Below are 23,347 nucleotides of genomic sequence, written 5' to 3' on the forward strand. Positions count from 1 at the left end.
GAATAACCACAAGATATAGTAGAAGCGGCCGAGAGTCGCTTCTTTCCGCTAGAGGCGCGCCGCACGGGCGCGAGAATATCAAAAATATTATGGCGCTCCTTTCCATCGATCGACTTCCTCCGCAGAACCTCGATGCAGAGCAAGCGGTGCTCGGTTCGCTCATGGTGGACCGGGAATTGGTGCCGGTCGTCTCCGAGATCGTCGGCAAGGCCGATTTCTATGCCCCGCATCACGGCACGCTTTTCGATATCATCAACGCGTTGTACGATCGCGGCGAGCCGGTCGATAAGGTGTCGGTGGCAGAAGAGCTGCGCCGCCGCAAGCTGCTGGACGACGTCGGCGGCCTCGAGTTCTTGACGCAACTGTTGAACGCCGTCCCGACGACCGCGTCCGCAGAGTACTACGCGAAGGTGGTCGCGGAAAAGGCGATCCTGCGCTCGCTGATATTGGCCGGCGGGCGCATCACCGGCATGGGCTTCGAGCCCAGCGACAACGTGGAACAGACGCTCGATCAATGCGAGCAGATGATCTTCCAGATCGGCCATCGCCACTCTGGCGGGTTCACGATGGTGAAGGATCTGCTCAAACCGGCATTCGAGCAGATCAACAAACTCTATCATCAGCAGGGCCAGGTCACCGGCGTTCCTTCAGGCTTTAGGAAGCTGGATGAATTCACCGCCGGCTTCCAGCCGGGCGAACTCATCATCATCGCCGCTCGTCCCTCGATGGGCAAGACGTCGCTGTCCTTGAACATCGCGGTGCACGCCGCCAAGAGCGCCGGCAAGTCCGTCGCCGTGTTCTCGCTCGAGATGAGCAGCAACCAGTTGGTGCAGCGGTTGCTCTCCGCCGAGGCGCGCATCGACGCACAACGGCTGCGCACCGGCAGCATCAAAGATGATGACTGGGGCAAGATATCGGCCGCGATGGGCGAGTTGGCCGATCTTGCGATCCATGTCGACGATGCCGCGGCGCTGCGCGTCAGCGAGCTGCGCTCGCGCGCGCGGCGGCTGCACGCCAAGTACGGCCTCGATGTCATCATCATCGACTACTTGCAATTGCTGCAGTCGAGCAATCTCAAGGCGAACAATCGCGTGGAGATCATCGACGACATCTGCCGCGGCCTCAAGACGCTCGCCAAAGAGCTGAAGGTGCCGGTCATCGCGCTCGCGCAGCTCAACCGCTCACCCGAGACGCGCAACGACAAGCGCCCGCTGCTTTCGGACCTGCGCGAATCGGGCGGCATCGAGCAGGAGGCGGACGTCGTGGCGTTCATCTACCGCGATGAGTATTACAACGACCCGACGCCGGAGAACGAGAACATCGCCGAGATCATCATCGCAAAACAGCGCAATGGTCCGACGGGTGCCATCAAACTGCGCTTCGACAAGCGGTTCACCGCGTTCTCAGACTTAGATCTAGAACACACCGAATACTAACGCGGCAGCGCGAACACGACGAGAAGATCGTGATCCGAGCCGTCGCGCGAGTACACATCTGCGGACAGCGCGAGGTATTCGCGTCCTCGCAGCCGATACAGGACCGGCGGGCCGTCGAGGCGAGCGCTGACCTTCGGCAGCTCCGGCTGGCCGAAGAGCGCGTGATGGACGCTCATGAACGCGTCTTGGAGCCATTGCCGGGCGCTTCGGTGGTTTGCCGCCCAGCCTTCGTCCGTTTCGGCGATGACCTGCCGCCACAGTTGCCTTCCACTGCGCGCATCAAACGCGTACAGCACGCCATTGGGATCGGGGACGAAGACGATTCCGCCGGCGGACAGTGAGCCGCCCATGAAGCTCTTGGAGTAGGGTCCGCCCTTGCCGCTCGACAGGTAGCGTCGCCACGCGATCCGGCCCGTATTCACATCCAGTGCGCTGACGGAGAAGAGCGCATAGCGCAGCTCCTCCGAGTCGCCGGCGGGCCACAGCACCGCTGGGCGCCACGGCTGCGGTGTGGTCGGGGAGTGCGTGCTCGGCATGTCGATCGCTGCGACGAACGCGCGCGAGAGGACCGGGTCGTAGGAGACCGGTCCTATGGCGCCTCCCAGGGCGCCGGGCTCCATGATTGAGGATTGCGCGTACGGCGACTTGTAGAGATGGCGCTGGGGCACAAAATTTTGCGACACGCGGATCAGCGCGCCGGTATCGCGGTTGAGCACATACAGCCAGCCTGTTTTGCCGGCCTCAGCCACGGCGGGCACCCGCCGGCCGCTGCGATCGAGCACATCCAAAAGAAACGGTGGGCTCCCGGCGTCATAATCCCAGACGTCGTGCGGCGTCTCTTGATAATACCAACGCATCGCGCCGGTGCGAGCGTTCAGCGCCACGATCGAATCCGTAAACAGGTTGTCCCCAGGCCGTGTGAGACCGCTGTAGTTCGGCGATGGATTTCCCGTGGACAGGTAGATCGTGCCACGCCTCGGGTCGAGCGCCGGCGTCATCCACACGGTGCCGCCGCCATGCTGCCACGCCTCGCGAAACGCCGGCGCAGCGGCACGTTCGAGCGCCACGTCGCGGTTCAGAGGCACGCCATGGACGGCCGCGACGTACGAACCTTCCCAGTCGGGTGCCACCGACCACCAGCGCCAAAGCTGCGCGCCGTCCGAAGCGCGATACGCGGTGAAACAGCCGCGTACCCCGAACTCGGCGCCCGAACTGCCCACGAAAACCATCCCGCCCCATACCAGCGGCGCCATGGTCTCGCTGTAGCCGGCCAGCGGATCCCCGACCTGCACCTCCCAACGCAGTTCTCCGGTGCGGCGATCGAGCGCGATGAGCCGCGCGTCAAGCGTCGCGAGATAGACGTGCCGGTCGTCGACCGCGACTCCTCGGTTGACGCGGCCGCAGCACTGCGCGACGGCGCTCAATCGGGGCGTGTACTCCCAGCGCGGCACACCGCTGGCGGCATCCAACGCGTACGTGCTGTCGTCATCGCCCGTGGTCACATACAGCATCTCGCCGACGACGATGGGCGACGACTCCATCGAGCCGCGCGCGCTTGCTCGAAATTCCCAGGCGATTCTCAAGCTGCGCACGTGCTTGGGATCGATGCCGGTACGCGATACATGGCGCGTGTTGGCGTAATCGAAGCCGTAGGTCGGCCACGCGACGTCGCCGACCGCGGCTGGTGCCGGCAATGGGCGGATTATGAGAAAAAAAGCGACGGCGAGCGAGGCAAAGCCCGCGAGCAATCTAGGACGTGAGCGCATCCACACCAAACGTTGCGTGACTTGTGATCGCGTATTTCACCAGCGTGCTGTTGTTCGCCCTATGGGAAGTGGTGCGCCCAAAAACGGGCCTTCTTCCCCCGGGCCCGCGCAGCGGATTGGTCGCCAAACAGCCGCGCGCCGCCGCACTCGTGGTCATGGTCGCGCTCGTCGCTCTGTTCGCGTTGCAACTCGCGTTGCTGCGTTGGGCCGCCTACCATCAGCAAGTGAACTCGGCCTGGTTCTACCGGCTGCCGATACCGATCGTCACTGACCGCGGTCCGTTCGTCCCCGACATTCGGCAGGCTGTCAGCCTGTCACTGCTCGCGATCGTCATCGCGCAGTGTGCGGCCCTGTATCTTCTTCATCGCATCCTGCTCTCTGGGAGTGGTGCCCAACGGGGTTTGATGGTCGCGGGGTGCGCCGCGCTCGTGGCAATGGCGGTCTTCGCGCCCGTGGTCACGAGCGGGGACATCTACGCTTACGTATCGGATGCGCTGCTGGGCTGGGGCGCCTACCATCCGACCGCGCAGCGGCTACCTGGCAATTTTGGGCTCGTCAACGACTATTGGGGCAGCCCGCCGTGGCCTTCGCCATACGGGCCGCTCTTCATCGCCCTCGATCATTACATCGTCGGCGGCGCCAAACTTTCGTTGTTCGGGTCACTGCTGCTGCTGCGCTTCATCAACGCAGCGGGCCTTGTTGCGGTGATCGTGTTGCTGCGCAGGCTCAAAGTCGAACCTGCGACGATCGCGCTTTTGGCGTGCAACCCATATTTCATCTTCGAACTCATCGCCGACGGGCACAATGACATGCTCGCGCTCGCCTTGACGCTCGGAGCGTTCTCCGCTCGCTCGCAGCTCGTGGCGGCTGCCCTGGCCATCGCGGCAGGCCTAATCAAATTGCCCTACGCCTTCGTATGCGCGATCTGCTTTGCGGCAAAGGGAACGCTCGCGCAGCGTTTAGCCCTGACTGCGTCCGTGATCATCACCGCCGTCACCGTCTCGGTGCTCGTCGGGGGCCTGCCTTACGTCGGCGGCCTTGGCGTGCAAGCCGTTTACGCCGCGCGCGCGTTCAATCCAGAGCGAGTCGTGCCGCACGGGCTCGCGCTTGCCTTCGCGGTCATCGCGCTGATCGCGGCGCTCGTCGCCGCGCGCAAGTTCGTCGCAGCCGCGTGGGCGATGCCCGCGCTTACCATAAACCTCTACCCCTGGTATCTGACCATGGGTCTTCCGTACGCCATCTATCAGCGGTCGGCATTACCCGTCTTTTGCGTGCTGTATCCGCTCGCCGCGTTCGCGCTCGACCCGTGCTTTTCGGTTCCGTGGCTTCCCGCCGCACTTGTCGCCGCGCCACTTGTCTTCGCGGCGTTCGAAATGATCTTTCGGCGGCGCGTGCCAGAGCCCACCGGCCAGGGTGTAGTCTAAGCGCTAGACGGGTACATTGCTGGTAGGTACGCACACAACATGATTGGGGTGACTTATGGGTATGGGCTTCATCTCATGGATAGTCGTTGGCATCATCGCCGGGTGGCTTGCGAAGTTCGTCATCCGCGGTGAAGGGCCGGGCGGCATCCTCGGCGACCTCATCATCGGGGTCCTCGGCGCGATCCTCGGCGGTTGGATCTGGAATTACTTCGGTCACGTGGGCGCGACAGGGATCAACATCCCGAGCATTATCGTGGCTTTCGTCGGAGCCGTCATCCTGTTGTTCCTCGCGCGGGCATTGACCGGTCGGCGCGCCTAAGTCACGAGTTTGGCCGCGGCTCGGGGGAGATGAAGCTCGAGCCGCGGTATGCCGGGCGGGTACGTGACCGGGCGCTCATCGAGGTAGCGGCGCGAGATCGCCGCGATGTATTCGAAGTTCTCGAAAATGGTTTCATTTCCGGTGGTCGCGCGAGTGATCGCGATAAAGCCATCGAGGAGATCCCAATTGTTGAGAACCACCCAGCCGTAGATATCGAGAAAGAGGGCTCGGTCGAAGATCCCATTCTTGACGAGTGCGCCGAGATTCTCGTACGTGTTGGCGATGAGAACCGACGCTTGCCGGATACGGACGTGATCTTGATCGCTCGTCGGACGTTCCCTCTTGGCTTCTGCCACGCAGTAAGCGCAAAACGCTGGATCTTCGAGCGCATGCGGGAGATCGTGGCGAAGCATCAGCTCCGCCTCACGAAAATCCGGACTATCCAATTCGTTTTGAATGGCGAGCAGCGCAGTGATTTGATTTCCCGCGCGCAGGTGGCGTAGTTGCACCAGCGCGGCGATCGCGGTGGCGGCCACGATGACAACCGTTGTAACGGTCCCAAAGGTATTGATGATTTCGAGCGACATGGCAACCTCCGGCAACGTGTCAGCCAACCCACAAAAGGGGCCGGCCTGGGCTTGAGTCTGGGGAGTTTGTTTCGGCGCCACGGCCCACCTCGCGCCGAGCACAGCAGGCGCGTAGGAGGGCCGCCGGAGAAAATGACACTTCTCGCCGACGTAGCTCAGCGGTAGAGCAGCGGTTTCGTAATTCTAGAAAGGCGTGTCGTCAAGTTATGGCACGTTCCTTTTTTCTCGTCGCACCACCGCGTAGGGTTGCTTGGGTTTGGATGCTGCCGCATGGTTCCGTGACCGCGGCGTGACCACACGCAAAAAACCCCGGTCGGCCCCAAGGTGGTCCATTTTCGGAATTTGATCCCTCGGCGCGCAATTTCGAGATTTTTTCCAGAATAATTCCATATGCACCCGAGCAAGCCTAACGGCTTATTGGGTAAGGGGCAGCCTCGGAAAACGCTCGGGAAGTCGTGGTCCGGCTAGCTGGTCAACGGGCCGCCCCAAACCCCTATGACGGGGATGCCTGAGGAAGGGCCGAACTCTAACGTGTTCTTTGGGGTAAGGGGGCTTACGATGCGCCCACAGTTTGTTGCTCTTGCGCTAGGCTTCTTTCTGGCGGTTGTGACCCGAGGTGGCGTTTAGCATAAGGAGGAATTGTGAGCAGGTATCATTTTAGTGGCATATCGCCTCGTTAGCGCTGCGCGGTTAGCGCTCGCGGGCACCGTTCTGAACCGAGAGCTCCCAGCGATACCCGTCCGGATCGTGAAACCACAGGCCCATATGCGGCGAGCCCGGCGCTGTGGGGCCGATCTCGTTGCCGGGATCTTCCAGTTCTACGCCGTTTTTCTTCAGCATCTCGAGCGCTTCGTGTAGCGCGCGCATACTGTCGAGGTGAAACGACATGTGGTCAATCGTGTCCGGATGTGGTGTGCCTTTGAAGAACCCGATGATAATTGCGTCGTTCGTCAGCGCGATGGCCTCATCGGACCGGAACATTTCATGCAGATCGAAGTTCTTGGTCCAAAACTGCGCGCTCTTCTCCGGGTCTCTGACGGCAAGGCTGAAATGCCAGACCGCGCCAAGTTGTACTTTCACGTCCGTACCTCTTCGTAACGCATCAAGTCGCGGCTTGTACGCGCGGGTGATGCGAGCTTTCTGCACATTCGTAAGGCCCCGTCATTCCACCTCGACACGGTAAATCACGCCGCCTATGAACTTCCCGCGATCCGACACGAGCAGCGCGACGGCCTCAGCGATGTCCTCGGGGGCGCCGATGCGACCTAGCGGAATACTTCTGATCCAATCACCAGGGGAAAATTCGGGATGCGCCTTGCTAAACTCGTTCGGTGGTCTTGCGGCTAGGGCACGACACAGCCATGCTCATGCGGGTATACGGCCACCAATTGCCATCGGCTGAAGACACGGCGGCTCAGGCGCTCCAGCAAGCTCTTGCAGGCGCGTAGTAAGGCCGTTGAGAAAATGGCATTTCGAGCCCCTTTTGCGGTCGTCCGTGACCGTTTCGTGACCACGGAGTCAAGATCGAGCAAGATTAAAGACAGGGCCAAACGCCCAAAGGCTTACAAGATAAAGCTCGCAGCAATTAACGCCGACGTAGCTCAGCGGTAGAGCAGCGGTTTCGTAAACCGCAGGTCGTCAGTTCAAGCCTGACCGTCGGCTCCAGATGAAAGGGCGAAGCGCCGCCGCACATCACGGAGCTAAAGCTCCCTGGCTACGGATGACGGACGGCGCTTCGAATCCAAAAGCCGCCATGACCCAAGATCGTTCGTTTGGTTTCTCGACCCGGGCGCTCCACGCGGGAACGCCGCCCGACCCCGCCACCGGCGCGCGCGCGGCACCGCTCTACATGAGCTCGAGCTTCGTCTTCGACTCCGCCGAACACGCTCGCGAGCTGTTCTCGCTGCGCAGCTACGGCACGATCTACAGCCGCATTTCCAACCCAACGGTCGCCGCCTTTGAAGAGAAGATCGCCAGCCTTGAAGGCGGCCTGGGCGCCGTCGCGACCGCTTCCGGACAAGCGGCCCAGCTCATCACCGTTTTGACGCTTGCGCAGGCTGGCGACCATCTCGTCGCTTCGGCCAATCTGTACGGCGGCACAATCACGCAATTCACGGTCACGTTCAAACGCTTGGGCATCGACGTCACCTTCGTGCCCAACGGCGCGCCGGAAGCCATGGCGGCCGCGATCCGTCCGAATACGAAAGCGATGTTCGTCGAGGTGATCGGCAACCCGCTCGGCAACGTGGCCGATATTTCGGCTTTGGCAGATGTCGCGCATCGCGCGGGCGTGCCGCTCATCGTCGACAATACTTTCGCCTCTCCGTACCTATGCCGGCCCATCGAGCACGGCGCGGATATCGTTCTGCATTCCGCCACGAAGTATCTAAGCGGCAACGGCACGCTCATCGGCGGCGTCATCGTCGAATCCGGCAAGTTCCGGTGGGCTGAGCGCCACCCGCTGGTCAGCGCTCCAAGCCCCGCGTATCACGGCATGAATTTCACGGAGACGTTCGGCGAGTTCGCATTCCTGTGCCGGGCGCGCCTTGAAGTGCTGCGCGACGTCGGCGCGAGCATGTCGCCGATGAACGCATGGCTGCTGATCCTCGGACTCGAGACGCTAGCCGTCAGGATGAAGGCGCACGTCGAGAACGCCGAACAGGTCGCGCGCTATCTCGAGAATCACGATGCCGTCGCATGGGTCAAGTACGCCGGCCTGCCTTCCAGCCCGCAGCGAACTCTTGCGCAGAAATATCTGCCCAAGGGCGCCGGGTCGATCTTCACGTTCGGCGTGCGTGGCGGGCGAGAGGCCGCCGTGCGCTTCATCGAGGCGCTCGAGATATGGAGTCATCTCGCCAACGTCGGCGATGCCAAGAGTCTCGTCATCCACCCGGCCTCCACGACGCACCAGCAACTCACCGATGAAGAAATGGCCGCGGCGGGCATCACCCCGGACATGGTCCGGCTTTCCGTGGGGCTCGAGGACGTCGACGATCTGATCTGGGATCTCGAACGAGGCCTGCAGGCCGCGAAGAGCGGCGCGGCGCTCGCCGGCGCGCTGTCGTGATCCTCACCACGCCGTCCCAGCGGCGCGACTTGCAAGCGCGCAGCAAGAAGGTCGCCATGGTCGGCGCGAGCGCCAACCCCACGCGCCCGAGTTATTTCGTCTTCCGCTACCTGCGAACGCACGGCTTCGACGTACGGCCCGTGAACCCGGCATACAAGGAGGTCGACGGCCTCAAAAGCTATGCGTCGCTGGCCCAATACGCGGAAGAAAACGGACCACCCGACATCGTGGACGTGTTCCGCAAGCCCGAGCACACGCCGCAAGTCGCGCGCGACGCGGTCAGCGTCGGCGCCAAAGCGATATGGTTTCAATATGGCGTCATCAACCAGGAGGCCATCAGGATCGCGGACGACGCCGGACTCGACGTGGTCGTCGATCGCTGCATGAAGGTCGAGCACGCACGCTTCGCCGGAGGGTTGAGCGTCGCGGGCATGAACTCTGGGGTCTTAAGTTCCAAGCGGAGTCCCATCGTACCTTAGATAGGGCAGGAGAGTTTGCACGCATGAAACGTCCGATCGCATCGCTCGTGGTAGCATGTCTTACCGTCGCCTCACTGGCTGCGTGCACGAAGGTCAGCACCGAAACCGGCGGCGCCGGCGGCAACTCGTGGACCATCCACGGCGTTCTGCGCTGGGCCAACAACGCCGAGCCGGACAATCTGAACCCGGTGATCGGCAACCAGCAGGTTGAAGTGGACCTCTCGATGTTCTGGGCGGGGTATCTGCTGAACTGGACCGATGACGGCAAGTTCATCGGCGAACTCGCCACCGAAGAGCCGACGTTGAAAAACGGCGGCATTAGCGCGGATGGACTGTCCTTCACGTACCATCTGCGCAAAGGCGTCTTGTGGCAAGATGGCAAGCCCTTCACCGCGGATGACGTGATCTTCACCTATCAAGCCATCATGAACAAGGACAACAACGTAAGCAGCCGCGTCGGCTACGACCTCATCACCGGCATCGACAAGAAAGACGACCACACGATCGTCGTGCACATCAAGCAGAAGTGGGCGCCGTTCGTCGCGTCGTTCTTCACTATGTCCGGCACGCCGTTTCCGATCCTTCCGAAACACCTGCTCGGTCAACTGCCGAACATCAACCATGCCGACTACAACAACAAGCCGATCGGCACCGGTCCGTTCCAAATCGTGAGTTACGAGAAGGGCAGTCTCATCAAGTTCGTCGCCAACCCGCATTACTGGCGGGGCGCGCCCAAGCTCAAGGAAATCGATTACCATATCATTCCGGATGAGAACACGCTGCTGACGCAAATGAAGACGCACGAGATCGACTTCCAATACAACGCGTCCGCCGCGCACTATCCCGAACTCCAGCAGATCCAGGGCGTGCAACTGTACAAGACCCCGTTTACGCAATATGGTCAGCTCGGGTTCAACACGAAAGTACCGGCCTTGTCGGACAAGCGCGTGCGCCAAGCGCTGGCCTATGCGACCGACACGCAAGAGCTGATCCACGACGTATCGCACGATCTCTACGTGAAGGGGGATAGCGATCAGCCCGCGTTCTTATGGGCCCACAACGCTCACGTGAAGCAGTACCCGTACGACGTCGCTATGGCCGGCAAACTGCTGGATCAGGCAGGCTGGACCATGGGCTCGGACGGCTATCGCTCCAAAAACGGCAAGAGGCTCACGATCTCGATCACGGGCTCGACCGGGCGCAAAGACGCCGAGAAAATCGAATTGCTCGTCCAGAACCAATGGAAGAAAGTCGGCGTGGACCTCACGGTCAAGAACTACATCCCGCCGCAGCTGTTCGCGAGTTACGGCGCGGGCGGCATCTTGCAGCGGGATAAGTTCGAGGTCGGCAATTACTCGTGGGTCAACGGCGTCGATCCCGACAACTCGACCCTGTGGATGTGCGACCAGTTCCCGCCGAACGGTCAGAACACGTATCAGATCTGCGATCCGGAGTTGGATGCGCAAGAGAAGATCGCGCTCACCGAGTATGACCCGGTGAAGCGCAAGGCCGCATACGACAAGATCCAGGACATCCTAGCCGACCAAGAACCGATGATCGTGATCTGGTACGTGAGCCGCCTGGACGCGGCGAACTCCGATTTCAAAGGCTACAAGCCGGCGCACGCGGTGACGACCTTCTGGAACCCATGGGAGTATTCGATTTGAAGATTTCCGGCGCCGTGCTGGTGGCGGCGGTGCTGGTGCTAGCTGCATGTTCTAAGGTAGAGACAGGCGCCCAGCGTCAGCAGCAGGCCGGCAGCATCCCGGGCGTCGTGCGCATCGTCGGCGCGGGCACCATCGATTCGCTCGTTCCCGAGCTGTCGTCCAGCGCGGCGTCGAGCGACGCCGCGATGTTCTGGGGCGGCTGGCTCTTCCTCGTCAACGACAAAGGCAACCTCGAGCCCGATCTCGCCACGGTCGTTCCGACCAAAGACAACGGCGGCATCAGCGCGGACGGACTCACCATCACCTACCACCTGCGCAAGGGCGTGCTGTGGCACGACGGCGCGCCCTTCGACGCGCGCGACGTCATCTTCTCATGGCACGTCGTGATGAATCCGGCCAACAACGTGGTGAGCCGCACCGGGTTCGACCAGATCGCCGACATGACGGCGCCCGATCCGTACACGGTGAAGGTGCGCCTGAAACGGCCGTACGCGCCGGCAGCCGCGATGTTCTTCGCACCGAGCCTCACTCCGTATTGCGTGCTGCCGGAGCACCTGCTCAAGGGTCTGCCGAACATCAACCATGCGGCGTACAATCTCAAGCCGGTCGGCACCGGGCCGTTCATCGCCGTCAAGTGGGAGCAATCGGTCGGCCTCACCCTGATCGCCAATCCGCACTACTGGCGCGGGCCGCCGAAGCTCAAGCGCGTCGAGTACTTGGTCGTGCCCAACTCCAACACGCGAGTCATCATGATGCGGACCGGCGAGGCCGACCTGTACAGCGATCCGCAGGTGAATCAACTGCCCGAACTGGCAACGGTGCCGAACACGCGCATGCTGCACACGCTGTTCAACGAGTTCTATTACATCACGTTCAACACCACGCATCCGCCGCTCGACGACGTGCACGTGCGTAGGGCGCTTGCCGGGGCGATCGACAAACAATACATCATCCGCACGATTCTGCACGGCGCCGGCCAGCCCGCGGTAGGCCCCCAGCCGCCCTATCTCTACACGTACGATCCGAACGTGGCCGTGCCGCGCTACGATCCCGCCAGTGCGTCAACCGCACTGACAGCAGCGGGTTGGACGCCTGGTCAGGACGGCATTCGAGTCAAGAACGGTAAACGGCTGTCAGTCGTCTATGCCTACGACGCCGAGGCGAGCGACGGTGAACGCATCGGGGCGATCCTGCAGAACGAGTTGCGCCGTGTCGGCGTGGATCTCGCGCTCAAGCCGATAGCGCACGCCGTCATCTACGCGGCGAAGGCGGCGGGCGGAGTCCTTTCCAACGGCAAGTTCGACGTGGCCTTCGAGGGCTGGATCGGCGGCGTAGACCCCGACGACGATGCGCTGTGGGGCTGCGACCAGCGCGGCGAGTACAACCACTCGTTCATCTGCGATCCGCGCATCGAAGAACAAGAGCGCATCGCGCTGACCCATTATGACAATGCCACGCGCAAGGCCGCATACACGCGCATCCAAGAGCTGCTCGCCGAGGACATGCCGGTCGTGTTCTTGTGGTGGCAAGATCGCAACGACGTGATAAGCACGTCCCTCAAGGCTTACAAGCCCGCTCCGGCGGTCACGACTTTTTGGAACTCCTGGCAATGGACGAACTAGCGCCGGTGCGCACGTGATCGACCTTCGAAGCGATACCGTCACCAAACCGTCCGACGCTATGCGCAAGGCGATGGCGGCGGCGCGCGTGGGCGACGACGTCTACGGCGAGGATCCCACGGTTCTCGAACTCGAAGCCGAGACCGCCTCCGCGCTCGGCAAAGAAGCCGCGGTCTTCGTCCCGAGCGGCACGATGGGGAACCTGATCTCGGCGCTTGCGCATTGCCAGCGAGGCGACGAAGTCATCATCGGCGACGAAGCGCACATGTTCTACTATGAAGTCGCCGGCGTGTCGGCGCTCGGCGGCGTGCAGGTGCGCACCGTGCCGAACCGCGACGGGGCCATCGATCCGGCCGACGTCGAACGCGCCATTCGTGACCGGAAAAACATCCATTTCCCCGTCACCCGGCTCGTATGTTTTGAGAACACGCACAATCGCGGCGGCGGCCGCGTGCTGACCGTCGAGCAGACGCGCGCGGTCGCTGACGTCGCGCACGCGCACGACGTCGCCATGCACCTCGACGGCGCCCGGCTCTTCAACGCGGCCGTGGCACTGCAGGTGCCGGCCTTGGCGCTTGCGGCCGAAGCCGACTCGGTGAGCATCTGTTTCTCGAAAGGTCTCGGGGCCCCGATCGGCTCCGCAGTAGCGGGCCGGCGAGACTTCGTCGAGCGCGCTCGCAAGGTGCGCAAGATGGTCGGCGGCGGGATGCGTCAAGCAGGCGTGATCGCCGCGGCCGCGCTCATCGCGCTGCGCGACGGTCCGCGGCGCTTGCAGGACGACCACGACAACGCCAAAGCCTTCGCCGGCGAGCTCTTGGGGAGCGGCCTATTCGACGTCGACCTCTCAAGCGTGCAGACGAATATCATCTCGTTCAGCCTCAAGAGCGCCGGGTCCGACCCCGATGCGCTCTTGGCCGCATGGCGCGCTGCCGGCGTTGCGGTCAACAGTCTCGGCGGCGGCCGGTTCCGCGCCGTGACCCATCTCGATGTCTCGCGCGAACAGGTGCTGGCCGCCGCGGCACACATGATCGAAGCAGGGCGCAAACAGCAAGGAGGAGTCCGTGTCTAACTTTCGCTTTTTATCTTTCGCGTTGGCCCTGGTCGTCATGCAAGCCGCTGTTCCCGCGGCGTCGCTGCCCGCAGCGCCCGCCGGTGACGCCGCCTTGACCGCGCTGGCGAAAGACTACTATCGCGCCGAATGGCTATTCTCGCCGACCGGGGCGACGGGTACCGGCGTCCACGACTACGACGATCGTTTGGATCCGGTGACGCCGGTAGCCATCAAGGCCGAGATCGCCCACCTGCACGCCACGCTCAACGCGCTTGCCGCGATCGACGCGGCGACGCTGTCATTTGACGGGCAGGTGGATCAAAAGTCGCTCGACGCGTCCATACGCGGCAACTTGTATCAACTCGAGGAACGCGCCACCTGGCAAAGCGATCCCGGGTACTACACCGGCATCGGAGCCGGCGGCGTGTACGCGATCATTTCGCGCGCTTTCGCTCCGGCTTCCAAGCGTCTCACGCTTGCGATCGACCGCGAGGCGCAGCTTCCGGGGCTGTTGCAGCAGGCCGAAAAGAACATCGTGCCCACACTAGTGCCGGCGATCGTCGCGAAAGTCGCGGAACTGGACGCGCAAGGCTCGGTCGATTTCTTTTCGACCGACGTGCCGAGGGCGTTTGTTGGAGTAGGAGACGCCGCCTCCCAAGCGCGTTTCAAGGCCGTCAACGCCGCAGTGATGGCTGCCTTCAAGAGCTATGCGAGCTTCATCCATACAAGGGTCGCGCCCAAGGCTCACGCTCCGTACGCCATCGGCGCCGCGACATACCGCCGGCTGGAACAGCTGCAGAACATCGAGGATATTCCGCTCGATAAACTGCTCGCGATCGGCGAAGCGCGCCTGGCGCGGGATAAAGCCGACTTCATCGCCACGGCCAAACGGATCGATCCCAAAAAGACGCCCGGGCAAGTGCTCGCCGACATCCAAAAGAACCACCCGACCAACGCGCAGCTGCTCTCCGTCGCGCAAGCGCAGCTCGCGCAGCTGGTCAGCTTCATCAAGGCCAAGCACATCATCGATCTGCCCGACGCGCCGATCGCCAAAGTCATCAAGACGCCGCAGTTCGCAGCCCAGACGACCTTTGCGTCCATGAATTCGCCGGGCCCGCTCGAGACGGTTGCCACCGAAGCCTACTACAACGTGACGCTCGCAGATCCGAAGTGGCCTGCGGACAAGGCCGAGCAGCATTTGAGATTCTATACCCCTTACTGGCTGCTGATCGTGTCGGCCCACGAAGCATATCCCGGCCACTACGTCAACTATCTGTTCAACAAAGAGCACGATCTGAGCCTGATCCGCAAAATAGAGTGGAACCCGGCGTTCGGCGAAGGCTGGGCGCATTACGACGAGCAGATGATGGTCGACGAAGGGCTTGGCGGCGGCGACCCGCGCTACCGGCTCGCACAACTATCTGGGGCGTTGTGGCGCGACTGCCGCTACGTGGTCGGCATCAAGGAGCACACGCAGGGCATGACGGTGGAACAGGCCACCAAATTCTTCATGGACAATTCGTATCAGCCGCAGGAGCCGGCATTTCGCGAGGCGGTACGCGGCACGATGGATCCGCTCTACGGCTACTACACGCTCGGCAAGCTGATGCTTCTCAAACTGCGCGACGACTACAAAACGAAGCTGGGCGCAGATTACAGTCTGGCGAAGTTCCACGATGAGTTGCTGTCGCACGGCGACCCGCCCATCTACTTCATGCGGAAGTATCTGCTGGGCCAGGACGATAAGGGCTCCTTATTGTAATCTCTACGACCTTGTACAGACTAGCACTCGTGCTCGCCCTCGTCATGACGGCGGTGATGCCGCCATCGCACGCTCAGGCGCGCCTAAAAGCGAGTGCAGGCGTGCAGACCATGCCGGCGGTCACGCGCAATGCCGCCCCTGAGGTCACGCTCGATGCAGTCGGCGATGTGATGCCGGGCTGGGGCGTCGCAGCGCTTGTGAACAAGCCGGGTCCGGACGCCCCATTCGCCTTGATGCACCCGATCTTCGCAGCCGCTGACGCCGTCATCGGCAATCTCGAATGCCCCCTGTCGTACCGGGGTAAACCGACCAAAGCGAAGAGCAAGGCGGCGCTGAAAGCGCGCAAAGAGTTTCTGTTGCGCGGGCCTCCAGAGGCGGCCACCGGGATCGCGAACGCCGGTTTTGCGGCGATGTCGCTGGCCAACAACCACATGATGGACTTCGGCCCAGTCGCGATGCGCGACACGCTGTCCGCGCTTCGCGATGCGGGCATTGGGACCGCCGGCGCAGGTGAGAATTCCGCGGAGGCATGGCAGCCGGCCTACTTCGAGCGGCGCGGGCTGAGGTTCGCCTTGCTCTCTTTTTCCGATGTGATTCCGATCGGGTATGCCGCCTCCGCCAAAAGCCCCGGCATCGCGGCCGGGCGCAGCACGATCACCGGTGAGATCGACAGGCCGTATCTGAAGACGTTAACGGAATCGATCAAACTGGCGCGCAGCCAGGCCGACGTGGTGATCGTCTTCGAGCACTGGGGCGACGAATTTGTCGGACGACCTTCCAAGGAGCACGTCCTTGAAGCGCACGCGGCGATCGATGCCGGAGCCCTTTTGGTCATCGGAGCGCACCCGCACGTGCTCGGACCGATCGAGTCGTACCACGGCGGACTCATCGCCTACACGCTGGGGAACTTCGTCTTCGACACCACCCCGGGCCTGAAAACGCGCAGCGCGGTCTTGCAGATCCATCTGCGAGGCGACGCGATCACATCGTGGGAAGCGGTGCCGGTCGAGATCAAGGGCGGCGTGCCCAGCCCCGTCGGCGGGCGGCTGGTCGCGGCGCCGTTGCGTTGGCACTTTAGTTCGCGCCATGCCTACGGACCCCCGGAATAGGAGGCTTTGGAAGCGATGCTGGAACTCGACAAGACCACATTCCAAAAGCTTTGGTCGCGCGACCAGTGGTCGGCCTTGCCCGTGAACCGCTCGCTGCTCTCGCCGCTTTCGTTCCTCGAGCGCAGCCTGCACGTTTTTCCGGATAGAGTCGCGGTGGTCGACGGAGACCGCCGCTACACCTACGCGCAGTTCGGCGAGCGCATCTACCGGCTCGCCAGCGCTCTGCGCGGCGCCGGCATCCGCAGCGGCGATCGCGTCGCTGTGCTGGCGCCGAACTCCGACGAGGTGCTCGAGGCGCATTTCGGTGTGCCGCAGGTCGGCGCGATCCTCGTCGCCATCAATATCCGCCTGAGCGCAGACGAGATCACCTATATCCTGCAGCACTCCGGCGCCAAGGCGATCATCATCCATCCCGATTTCGCGGATCTGCTCGCTCACGGCATCAAGGACACCAAGATCGAAAACCTGATCTGGACCGGCGCGCCGCCGAGCGATCCCGGTTTGAAGGGGCCGACGTACGAGGAATTCATCCAACGCGGCAGCCCCGAACCGTTCAACCTCGGCATCGACGACGAAGAACAGCCGATCAGCATCAACTATACGAGCGGCACGACCGGTCGCCCCAAGGGCGTTCTCTACACGCATCGCGGCGCATATCTCAACGCGCTCGGAGAGGTCTATCAGGCCGGCCTCACCGGCGACAGCATCTACCTCTGGACGCTGCCGATGTTCCACTGCAACGGTTGGTGCTACACATGGGGAGTGACCGCGACCGGTGCGCGCCACGTGGCTTTGCCGAAAGTCGACCCCAAACTCGCCTTCAAACTCATCGTAGAAGAGAAGGTCACGCACATGTGCGCCGCGCCGACCGTGATCGTCGCGCTGGCGGCCGAGGCGACGCCGGATTACCGATTCCCGCGGCTCATCCGCATCGTCACCGCTGGAGCGCCGCCTCCGCCGACCGTCATCTCGCGCATCGAATCCATGGGCGCCGTGCTCACGCACGCCTACGGCCTCACGGAGACGTACGGGCCTCACACCGTCAGCGAGTGGCGCGCCGAGTGGAATGACAAACCCGCCGAGGAGCGCGCGCGCATGAAGTCACGCCAGGGGGTCGGCTACATCCACGCGCCGGAGCTGCGCGTGGTGGACGATGAGATGCGCGACGTTCCCGCCGACGCCGCCACGATGGGCGAGGTCGTCATGCGCGGCAACAACGTGATGAAGGGCTACTTCAACGATCCGGCCGCTACCGAAAAAGCGTTTCGCGGCGGCTGGTTCCACAGCGGCGACCTGGGAGTGATGCATCCGGACGGTTACATCGAGCTGCGCGACCGCGCCAAAGACATCATCATCAGCGGCGGTGAGAATATCTCCACCATCGAGGTCGAGCGCGCCGTCTATGCCCACCCCGCGGTTCTCGAAGCCGCGGTGGTCGGGATTCCGGACGACAAATGGGGCGAGGTGCCGAAGGCGTTCGTCACGCTGAAGAGCGGCGCCAGCGCGACCGAAAAAGAGATCATCGACTTCGTGCGCGAGAAGATCGCGCACTTCAAGGCGCCCAAGGCGGTAGAGTTCGGACCGCTGCCGAAGACGTCGACGGGCAAGGTCCAGAAATTCAAGTTGCGCGAGAAGGAATGGGCCGGCCGCGAGAAGAGGATCAACTAACCGCCATGGCGACCGAAGTCAAATCCACGCCGCACGTGCTCGTCCAAGTCGACGGCGCGATTGCGACCATCACGTTGAACCGTCCGGAGAAACGCAATGCGTTGTCGCTGGAGATGATGCGTTCCTTGACCGCCGCGCTGCGGCAGGTCGGCGCGCAACGCGCGGTGCAAGTCGTGGTGCTCGCCGCGAACGGTCCGGTGTTCTCCGCCGGCCACGATCTCTCCGAGCTGGTGAATCGCGACATCGCCAACTACCGGACGATATTCGATGCGTGCGAAGTGCTGATGGAGACGGTGCAAGCGATCCCGCAGCCGGTGATCGCGTGCATCCAAGGCCCTGCCACCGCCGCAGGCTGCCAGCTAGCCGCCACGTGTGATCTGGCGATAGCCGCCGACATCGCGTGGTTTGCCACCCCGGGCGTCAAGATCGGTTTGTTCTGCTCGACGCCGATGGTGGCGCTCAGCCGGGCGGTCGGCCGCAAGAAGGCGATGCAGATGCTGCTGACCGGCGAACAGGTCCCGGCGCGCGAAGCGCTCGTGGCCGGACTCATCAATGAGGTCGTGACGCCCGGCGACTTGACGGCAGCGACCCGCGCGCTGGCCGACAAGATCGCGGCATCGAGCCCGGTGGTGGTCGGCATCGGCAAGCGCGCCTTCTACAAGCAGGTCGACATGCCGCAACATGACGCGTACGAGTACACGAAAGAAGTGATGTCGCAGAACGCCGCCGGCCCCGACGCGCATGAGGGCATCAGCGCGTTCCTCGAAAAGCGCCCCCCGAAGTGGCCTAAGTAGGTCACACTAAGCGCGCTTTGCGAAGCACAGGGTGTAATCCAGCGCCGAATACGCCTCGTCAAGGTTCGCGTGCACAGGGAACACCCGGTCCAGCGCGGTCAGGCTCAACGCGCGCCGGATGTTCGGATTGTCGACGACCACGCACAGCTGCCCGCCGGCCTCTCGAACGATGCGCAACGCGATGATGATCGCTTTGAGAACGAGCGCGTCCGTGGTCTCGAGCTGCCGCAGATCAACGATATGGACGTACTTGCCGTCGCGCACGTGATCTCGGAATGCGCTGCGCATGCGCGAGCACGATTGGACGTCGAATGGCTCTGAAAACTCCGTGACGGTGATCGCTTGCGGTTGATTCCACATCTGATTCTTCCTCCGATTAGTTCTAATGTAGTGCCGGGGCTTTAGCCCCGGCTTGCGTCTGTGGTCTGCTTAGATCTTGGGTCCCCAGCCACCGAAGATCGCTGTGTCCGGACCCCTGCGGATGCGGACGAGCGTCGAACGGTTGTCGAGCAGGTCGTTGGTCTCGTCGTCAAGATCCTCGGCGTAGTTGTTCGGCTTCTCACTCATGGACGTGGCCCTCCCAGGCATGTAGCTTTCCGGGCAAGCCCGGATGTGTGGGTCAGGGCGCTTGGGTGCAGTCGAGCACCCCGACTCGTTCATGGTACTCGCCGGAGGGGGTCGCTCGAATCGGGGTTTACACGGAGAATTGGCGCGTCTCAGTACGGAGAATTGCCCGCCTGGCGCGAAAGTTGGGCGGCCGTGCTCGGACCCGCTACGCCGCCGCCCGAAATGAGCGTCACGACCTTCGCTTACGGGACGGCGCGGACCTCAGAAGCGCTTGACCTCTACCTCCCGACAGGCCGTCGCGGCGAGCCGCTTGCCGTGTTCGTGCATGGCGGCGCGTGGGTATCGGGCGACAAGCGCGACTACGCCCCACTGGGCGCGGCCTTTGCCAAGCGCGGCATCGCTGTGGCGATCGTCAACTATCCGTTGGCGCCCCTTGTGAGCGCGGAGGAGCAGGCAGGCGCTGTTGGGGCAGCCGTGCAGTGGCTCGTCGCACGCGCAGATACCGCCGGCTACGACGGTGCGCGCGTCTTTCTCATCGGACATTCCGCCGGCGCGCAGCTCGTGCTCTTCGCGTTGCTCTCGGGCTTGTTGCCGCGCGCGCCTGTTGCGGGGATCGTCGCGATCGGCGCCGTCGGCATCAACCCAAGCCGCGATGTGCAAGACTTGCAGCAACAGTATCAGGGCATCTATGAGCCTGCGTTCGGGCCCGATCGGGAAACGTGGTCCCGCTTCGACATTGGACCGCGTTTGCTCGGCAAGGAGCCGCCGTGCTTGGTCATCCACGGACGAGCCGATGACATGGCGCCCGAAGCCATCTCGCGCGAACTCGCGGAGCAGCTTCGGGCGGCCGGCGACCAGGTGGACTACCTCCAACCGGAGGGTCGCGATCACTGGGGAATCCTCGCGGCCATGGCTGCCCAGCCGGACGACCCGAGCATGCTGGCCGTCGAACGGTTCATCTTCCGCAAATAATCACGACCTTCTCACCGCTGTCTCACACTGCCCCGGCCGTTTCGTAGTACAAAAAAGGGGACATGCTCATGCTGGTCGTTCAGCTCAACTACGCTCTCGCCCGGTGGAAGTCGGCCCTGGCCCTCATCTACCTGGCTGGCGCCCTGTTCGCGGGCATCGTGTTCGGCCATCAAGGAGCAGGCGGGAATGCAGCTGCGGCCGCTCCTGGTGACATACACAAGATCAAACACGTCGTCATCATCATGCAAGAGAACCGCTCGTACGACGAATACTTCGGCACGTACCCGGGCGGCGACGGGCTGCCGCGGAGGGCGGACGGCAATTTTGCGGTTTGCGTCCACGATCCAGCTAGCGGCAGCTGCGTGCAACCCTATCACGATGGAAACGATGTCAACGGAGGCGGTCCACACGGAGCGCCGAGCGCCGTGGCCGACATCGACGCCGGCAAGATGGATGGCTTCATCGCCGAGCAGCAGCGAGGCGGCCGGCGGCGCTGCCAAGCATTTGATCCGCGCTGCGGCGGCGGTGACCGCCCGGATGTTATGGGCTACAAAGACGCGCGCGACATTCCGAACTACTGGGCGTATGCGCAGACTTTCGTGCTGCAGGACCGCATATTCGAGCCCAATGCGTCGTGGAGTTTGCCCGCGCATCTCTTCATGGTTTCGGGCTGGTCGGCGCGCTGCGGCTCGCACGATCCGATGAGCTGCGTCAACGAGCTGCAGAACCCGCAACGGCTCGGCGGCAACGCGCGCGTGCGGTTACGCGGTGCTCAAGACCCCGTCTATGCCTGGACCGACCTCACGTATCTCTTGCACAAGAACCACGTCAGTTGGGGCTACTATCTTTCGGAGGGCACGCAGCCGGATTGTGCCGACGATCAGATGTTCTGCGCGCCCACGGGGCAGAACAAGAAGGTGCCCGAGATCTGGAACCCGCTGCCGTGGTTCGACACGGTGAAGGCCGACGGCGAGCTCGGCAACATCCAGGACGTATCAAACTTCTATGCCGCGGCGAAAACCGGCAAGCTGCCGGCGGTATCGTGGGTGGTGCCCAACGGGGCGCTGTCGGAACACCCGCCGGCGCTCGTAAGCACCGGTCAAGCATACGTCACCAGCGTCATCAATGCGGTCATGGCGGGGCCGGATTGGAACAGCACCGCGATCTTCCTCGCCTGGGACGATTGGGGCGGTTTCTACGACCACGTCGCGCCGCCGGTGGTCGATCAGAACGGCTACGGCCTGCGCGTTCCGGGCATACTGATCAGTCCCTATGCGAAAAAAGGCTACGTAGACCATCAGACTCTGAGCTTCGACGCCTACGTGAAGTTCATCGAGGATGATTTCCTCAACGCCGCGCGCATCGACCCCAAGACCGATGGCAGACCCGATGCGCGCCCAGACGTGCGCGAGAACGCAGCGCAGCTGGGCAATCTGCTGAGCGAATTCGACTTCAACCAGAGCCCGCGGGCGCCGCTCTTGTTGCCGCTACATCCGACGCCGGGGCCTGCCTCCCGCTAGCTCCAAGGCAGCGCGAATTTGCATTGTCCGCTGCACACGGCGAAGTCCGTGCTTGAGGCCAAAACGCCGTTCACGGAGATCTCCGCGCGATACAGCCCCTCAGGCCAAGTCGTGCCGGGAGGCGGCGTGATGTTAAAACTCGGAGTGCTTGAGCCGGCGCCCACCGTCACCTCATAAGTCCTGACGATTTGCGTGTTGCAGGCCTCCACGCCGCCAAGGTCCGTGCCCATCCAGCGCACGCTGATTTGACTGCTGGCCGGAACGTTTTCCACACTCAGCACGGCGCTGATCTGTGACGCATTTGGCTGAAAGGTCCTGCCTGGATTGACGGGTTTTCCTTGAGCGTCCGCTCGCTCTGCCATCGTCACGCTCATGGCGAATCCCGGAGGCTTCTCATCGGACGCCGGGCGCGTGCACTTGCCGAACGACACGGGCGGCGCCGTCGGCGGCGCCGGTGCGTCCTTTGCCAGTGCGAAGTTCAGTGTTTTATCAACAGTTCCGTTGAGATAGACGTCGATCTTGTACTTGCCCGCGGGCAAGTTGGGATAGGTCCAGTGGAATGCGACGTTTTGCGTTCCCTCAGAAGTGTTGACGTCGACTTCACCGACTTTCGTGTTCGCCGGCGAGGAGCCGTTGGTATCCACCGCCGTAAGTACGCCTTTTAGCGCAGTGCCGTTCGGCGGATTCGAGACCGTGACGATGGCGTAGATGGCTCCCTGCGTGGTGGGGAATGTTTGCGTGACATTGATTGGCGCGTGGGTCAAGGGCGTCGATCCACTGGCGAGGACAGCCTCCGTTATGGAGGCGGCGCCGGCCGGGGTGGCAGTCGCAGCGTTCCCCTGGGAAGCCGCTGTCTCTCGTTTGAACGTCGAGACCTCGCTGCCGATCGTCATCGTGAGCTCATCTCCGGAGATGGCGATCTTCGCCTGCGACTTTCCGTTCAGCTGGATAGTGCTGTCGTCGAGCCAGCGATACGAGCCGTGGTTGATTTGAGCACCAAGCGTGGTGACCAAGGTCCCGTCATTGTTGTATTGGGTCGTGATCTTCTGGGACCCGGCCATGGACGCCCACGTGCCCACGATCAACGCTTGCGCGGCTGTGGTTGCGGCCGCTTGCGGAGCCGCTCCCGCTCGGGTGAACTTGAATACGTCGGCTCCGGAAGTCTCGGTGAGTTGATCCTGGGAAATGGTGACTTTCGACGTGTTGCTTTTCCCGTTTACGACGGTCTCAACGGTCGAGTCGTCAAGCCACTTGTACGTGCCGTTTGTGTTTGCACCGGCCGCCGAGATAATGAAGGTCCCATCGGCGGTATACTCGTTCGTGATTTGACCATCAGACCCGCTCAACTCCCACTTGCCGACGATCAACGCCTGCGGGCTTCCGGGCCCCGGCCCATTGGGCGGCGTCGTTTTGTGAGCGCAAGCAACGCAGAAAAGGCTCAACGACAGAACGAGAACGAAAAGCTTCTTCATGCCACGTCTCAGTCTTGGGGAAGCGTAAGGGCTGCCGCGTTTGGCTGCGTGCTCTTCGAACTCCTCGT

20 protein-coding genes and 1 tRNA gene are annotated in these 23,347 nt (G+C 62.8%); 15 read left to right on the forward strand and 6 right to left on the reverse strand.

Translation table 11 applies throughout. The features are described from left to right. Window positions 1-89: 89 nt before the first annotated feature. Window positions 90-1,436 carry a replicative DNA helicase gene (gene dnaB / locus VN934_07890; GenBank protein ID HXM18723.1) on the forward strand — a complete coding sequence of 449 codons (1,347 nt, stop codon included), beginning with the start codon at window positions 90-92 and terminating at the stop codon, window positions 1,434-1,436. On the opposite strand, the gene VN934_07895 is transcribed toward dnaB, so the two are convergent. Beyond that, entirely contained in the window at window positions 1,433-3,202 is a 1,770-nt protein-coding gene (locus VN934_07895; protein HXM18724.1) for a PQQ-binding-like beta-propeller repeat protein, read from the reverse strand. The two genes, dnaB and VN934_07895, sit on opposite strands and share 4 nt — an antisense overlap. 23 nt (window positions 3,203-3,225) lie before the next feature. Between VN934_07895 and VN934_07900 the strand changes: the two genes are divergently transcribed. Next, entirely contained in the window at window positions 3,226-4,626 is a 1,401-nt protein-coding gene (locus VN934_07900) for a hypothetical protein (protein HXM18725.1), read from the forward strand. A gap of 55 nt (window positions 4,627-4,681) precedes the next feature. Further along, entirely contained in the window at window positions 4,682-4,945 is a 264-nt protein-coding gene (locus VN934_07905; protein HXM18726.1) for a GlsB/YeaQ/YmgE family stress response membrane protein, read from the forward strand. Here VN934_07905 and VN934_07910 read toward each other — a convergent pair. Then, a complete protein-coding gene (locus VN934_07910; protein ID HXM18727.1) occupies window positions 4,942-5,532 on the reverse strand; it encodes a DUF4760 domain-containing protein in 591 nt (196 codons plus the stop codon). The genes VN934_07905 and VN934_07910 overlap by 4 nt on opposite strands. 690 nt (window positions 5,533-6,222) lie before the next feature. After that, on the reverse strand, window positions 6,223-6,678 hold the full coding sequence (locus tag VN934_07915) for a VOC family protein (protein ID HXM18728.1): 456 nt from the start codon (window positions 6,676-6,678) through the stop codon (window positions 6,223-6,225). A gap of 444 nt (window positions 6,679-7,122) precedes the next feature. On the opposite strand from VN934_07915, the gene VN934_07920 reads away from it, so the two are divergent. The 10 genes from VN934_07920 (at window position 7,123) to VN934_07965 (ending at window position 18,748) form a co-directional block, all read left to right on the forward strand. Beyond that, a tRNA-Thr gene (locus VN934_07920) sits at window positions 7,123-7,197 on the forward strand. Between the two features lie 88 nt (window positions 7,198-7,285). Beyond that, on the forward strand, window positions 7,286-8,599 hold the full coding sequence (locus VN934_07925; protein ID HXM18729.1) for an O-acetylhomoserine aminocarboxypropyltransferase/cysteine synthase family protein: 1,314 nt from the start codon (window positions 7,286-7,288) through the stop codon (window positions 8,597-8,599). Then, window positions 8,596-9,078 (forward strand): CoA-binding protein, encoded by a 483-nt coding sequence (locus VN934_07930; GenBank protein HXM18730.1) that lies wholly within the window; start codon window positions 8,596-8,598, stop codon window positions 9,076-9,078. Before VN934_07925 ends, VN934_07930 begins: the two co-directional genes overlap by 4 nt. Before the next feature lie 23 nt (window positions 9,079-9,101). Then, the gene (locus VN934_07935; GenBank protein ID HXM18731.1) at window positions 9,102-10,745 is read left to right on the forward strand and encodes a peptide ABC transporter substrate-binding protein; all 1,644 of its coding nucleotides are present in this window, start codon (window positions 9,102-9,104) and stop codon (window positions 10,743-10,745) included. Continuing rightward, window positions 10,742-12,367, forward strand: a complete 1,626-nt coding sequence (locus tag VN934_07940) for a peptide ABC transporter substrate-binding protein (GenBank protein ID HXM18732.1) — start codon at window positions 10,742-10,744, stop codon at window positions 12,365-12,367. Before VN934_07935 ends, VN934_07940 begins: the two co-directional genes overlap by 4 nt. Before the next feature lie 13 nt (window positions 12,368-12,380). Beyond that, window positions 12,381-13,433 carry a low-specificity L-threonine aldolase gene (gene ltaE, locus VN934_07945; protein ID HXM18733.1) on the forward strand — a complete coding sequence of 351 codons (1,053 nt, stop codon included), beginning with the start codon at window positions 12,381-12,383 and terminating at the stop codon, window positions 13,431-13,433. Next, window positions 13,426-15,177, forward strand: a complete 1,752-nt coding sequence (locus VN934_07950; protein HXM18734.1) for a DUF885 domain-containing protein — start codon at window positions 13,426-13,428, stop codon at window positions 15,175-15,177. The genes ltaE and VN934_07950 overlap by 8 nt, the downstream gene beginning before the upstream one ends. 29 nt (window positions 15,178-15,206) lie before the next feature. Beyond that, entirely contained in the window at window positions 15,207-16,286 is a 1,080-nt protein-coding gene (locus VN934_07955) for a CapA family protein (GenBank protein HXM18735.1), read from the forward strand. Window positions 16,287-16,301: 15 nt separating this feature from the next. Continuing rightward, window positions 16,302-17,954 (forward strand): acyl--CoA ligase family protein, encoded by a 1,653-nt coding sequence (locus VN934_07960; protein ID HXM18736.1) that lies wholly within the window; start codon window positions 16,302-16,304, stop codon window positions 17,952-17,954. Between the two features lie 5 nt (window positions 17,955-17,959). After that, window positions 17,960-18,748, forward strand: coding sequence for an enoyl-CoA hydratase (locus tag VN934_07965; GenBank protein HXM18737.1), 789 nt, complete (start codon window positions 17,960-17,962; stop codon window positions 18,746-18,748). Between the two features lie 6 nt (window positions 18,749-18,754). Here the strand turns inward: VN934_07965 and VN934_07970 are convergent, their stop codons facing one another. Next, window positions 18,755-19,108: an STAS domain-containing protein gene (locus tag VN934_07970; GenBank protein ID HXM18738.1), complete on the reverse strand. Its 354-nt coding sequence runs from the start codon at window positions 19,106-19,108 to the stop codon at window positions 18,755-18,757. Between the two features lie 69 nt (window positions 19,109-19,177). Beyond that, window positions 19,178-19,315, reverse strand: a complete 138-nt coding sequence (locus tag VN934_07975) for a hypothetical protein (protein HXM18739.1) — start codon at window positions 19,313-19,315, stop codon at window positions 19,178-19,180. 192 nt (window positions 19,316-19,507) lie between these two features. On the opposite strand from VN934_07975, the gene VN934_07980 reads away from it, so the two are divergent. Next, window positions 19,508-20,287: an alpha/beta hydrolase gene (locus tag VN934_07980; GenBank protein HXM18740.1), complete on the forward strand. Its 780-nt coding sequence runs from the start codon at window positions 19,508-19,510 to the stop codon at window positions 20,285-20,287. Between the two features lie 62 nt (window positions 20,288-20,349). Beyond that, on the forward strand, window positions 20,350-21,807 hold the full coding sequence (locus VN934_07985; GenBank protein HXM18741.1) for an alkaline phosphatase family protein: 1,458 nt from the start codon (window positions 20,350-20,352) through the stop codon (window positions 21,805-21,807). Here VN934_07985 and VN934_07990 read toward each other — a convergent pair. Next, window positions 21,804-23,279 (reverse strand): hypothetical protein, encoded by a 1,476-nt coding sequence (locus VN934_07990; GenBank protein ID HXM18742.1) that lies wholly within the window; start codon window positions 23,277-23,279, stop codon window positions 21,804-21,806. The two genes, VN934_07985 and VN934_07990, sit on opposite strands and share 4 nt — an antisense overlap. Window positions 23,280-23,347: the final 68 nt, after the last annotated feature.

It is taken from the genome of Candidatus Tumulicola sp. (genome assembly GCA_035601835.1).
Lineage (GTDB): Bacteria > Vulcanimicrobiota > Vulcanimicrobiia > Eremiobacterales > Eremiobacteraceae > DATNNM01.

Coding starts and splice junctions, on each gene's coding strand:
- VN934_07960 (HXM18736.1), top strand. CDS start 16,302: ATGCTGGAACTCGACAAGACCACATTCCAAAAGCTTTGGTCGCGCGAC.
- VN934_07910 (HXM18727.1), bottom strand. CDS start 5,532: ATGTCGCTCGAAATCATCAATACCTTTGGGACCGTTACAACGGTTGTC.
- VN934_07935 (HXM18731.1), top strand. CDS start 9,102: ATGAAACGTCCGATCGCATCGCTCGTGGTAGCATGTCTTACCGTCGCC.
- VN934_07895 (HXM18724.1), bottom strand. CDS start 3,202: ATGCGCTCACGTCCTAGATTGCTCGCGGGCTTTGCCTCGCTCGCCGTC.
- VN934_07970 (HXM18738.1), bottom strand. CDS start 19,108: ATGTGGAATCAACCGCAAGCGATCACCGTCACGGAGTTTTCAGAGCCA.
- VN934_07925 (HXM18729.1), top strand. CDS start 7,286: ATGACCCAAGATCGTTCGTTTGGTTTCTCGACCCGGGCGCTCCACGCG.
- VN934_07990 (HXM18742.1), bottom strand. CDS start 23,279: ATGAAGAAGCTTTTCGTTCTCGTTCTGTCGTTGAGCCTTTTCTGCGTT.
- VN934_07965 (HXM18737.1), top strand. CDS start 17,960: ATGGCGACCGAAGTCAAATCCACGCCGCACGTGCTCGTCCAAGTCGAC.
- dnaB (HXM18723.1), top strand. CDS start 90: ATGGCGCTCCTTTCCATCGATCGACTTCCTCCGCAGAACCTCGATGCA.
- VN934_07985 (HXM18741.1), top strand. CDS start 20,350: ATGCTCATGCTGGTCGTTCAGCTCAACTACGCTCTCGCCCGGTGGAAG.
- VN934_07905 (HXM18726.1), top strand. CDS start 4,682: ATGGGTATGGGCTTCATCTCATGGATAGTCGTTGGCATCATCGCCGGG.
- VN934_07975 (HXM18739.1), bottom strand. CDS start 19,315: ATGAGTGAGAAGCCGAACAACTACGCCGAGGATCTTGACGACGAGACC.